The sequence below is a fragment of the Vibrio sp. 1874 genome (genome assembly GCF_033344395.1).
Taxonomy (GTDB): Bacteria; Pseudomonadota; Gammaproteobacteria; order Enterobacterales; family Vibrionaceae; genus Vibrio; species Vibrio alginolyticus.
Genome location: NZ_JAWPOR010000062.1, coordinates 1 through 1,678 on the forward strand (window position 1 = coordinate 1; position 1,678 = coordinate 1,678).

Annotated in this window: 2 protein-coding genes; both read right to left on the minus strand. The window is 46.3% G+C overall.

Going from position 1 to position 1,678, the window contains the following annotated elements:
• A partial coding sequence (locus R8N46_RS24520) for a sterol desaturase family protein (RefSeq protein WP_318189691.1) occupies positions 1 to 615 on the minus strand: 615 nt, incomplete at its 3' end.
• An 8-nt stretch (positions 616 to 623) separates the two neighbouring features.
• Entirely contained in the window at positions 624 to 1,634 is a 1,011-nt protein-coding gene (locus R8N46_RS24525; protein ID WP_318189692.1) for a DUF2804 domain-containing protein, read from the minus strand.
• Between the last annotated feature and the right edge of the window lie 44 nt (positions 1,635 to 1,678).

The following is a 1,678-nucleotide window of genomic DNA, read 5'->3' on the forward strand; positions in this document are numbered from 1 at the left end:
ATTGATCCCGTGATGCACTCGGTGGTGAGACGGCGTGTTGAATACCCACTCCAGTGGGCCAAGTGAACGAATCGACTGCGTGTGCACAAAGAACTGCAAACCTAGATTCAACAACACCACGAATACTACCCATTTAGGGTCAAAACCAATAATAACCAAAGGTAGCCAGAACAGCCACATCCCCGCCAATGGGTACATCAAGCTTTGGCGAAACGCCGTACTAAAATTCATTCTTTCTGAACTGTGATGCACCACATGTGCCGCCCACATCCAACGAATACGATGGCTAGCACGGTGGAACCAGTAATAGAAAAAGTCTTGCAGCAACATAAGAAGCAAGAAGGCCGATACACTCATTTCGATATCAAATAATCGCCAATCAAACATCCACAAGTAGAAATGCGCAATCAGCAACCCCGTTAAAATATCAGCAGCTTGATGTAATCCCGCCAACACAAAGTTACACGCCACTTCCGGCAAATAATATTGTGCGCTGTCAGGCAGTTTACCTCGACGCTGTCCCAAACCGTATTCCGCGGCGATGCAGAGAAAAAAGATAGGAGCCAAAGCCATAAGCAAGAGCTCCGGTCGTTCCATGATTTGTGACCAATCCATTGTCTTATCTACCATTTTGCGTAGTGATCTTCCGTTAAACCCACAACACCGTCGAGTTCGTGCTTACTGCCATTGCCATCCACAACAAACCCTGAAAAGTGGCCGATATATTGACGAAAGTTACTTTTCAAAAACCAGAAGTTCTTTTTCTCAGAACGTTGATTGATAGGCTCAAACACTAAGTCTACGCAACCATCTTGGGAGGTGATGCGCCAATCAGTACGTGGATTCTGACGTGAAAATTGAAACTGCACCGGATTAAGCAAATGCCTTCCACCATCCACCCACAGTACATTTTCACAAAACCCGGTTTCGTTTACGCCAGCGGCGAGGTTGAGACCCAAGCTTTTGTCGCCGTCTTTATGGTTGACACTCGCCCAGCGCCAGCTCGTTTCCCTTCGCATGTAACCCGCCGAGAAATCATAACCCGCAGCAACCTGTGACAGATCTTGCTCTTCACCCAGAATAAATAGATTCCCTGTTACCGTCAGCGCGTTGTGTTTTTGCGTATACGTCCATCCGGAGTAACCCGTTGGCGTAGAGAGCATAAGAGGCAAACTTTGTGGCTGTGGATGCAGTGTAATGTTGGCGTTCACGGAAGGCGTCACAAACTGAACATGCCACTGCCCCTCCTCAATGGAGAACTGAATTGTATTGTTCGCGAGATGTGCTTTGCTCAACCAGCTCGATGGTTGAGTCTGATAACCAAGCTGACAAGGTTTAAGCCATTGCTGCTCGGTGAGTGCATTGCGCTTAATATCGAACAAATAACAAAATCCGGAGGCCAAATAGCGAATATCGGCAATAGCAATCCCGACGACATAGTCAGAGGTCACGAGAGACACGAACTGGAACTGCTTGTAATCGAAATGTTTTCGCCACTTCGATACAGGATTGTCCATCTCATTGAGATATTGAAATGACTCTAAATCGAGTGATCTTGGAATCGCCGACAAGTGCCCAAAAACCGGCATACCATCTTGCTGAATAAATGATTCCAAAGGCTTAATTACGTCCATGATTCTGACTTGGCTAATCATACATGGATCGATATTAACATTAA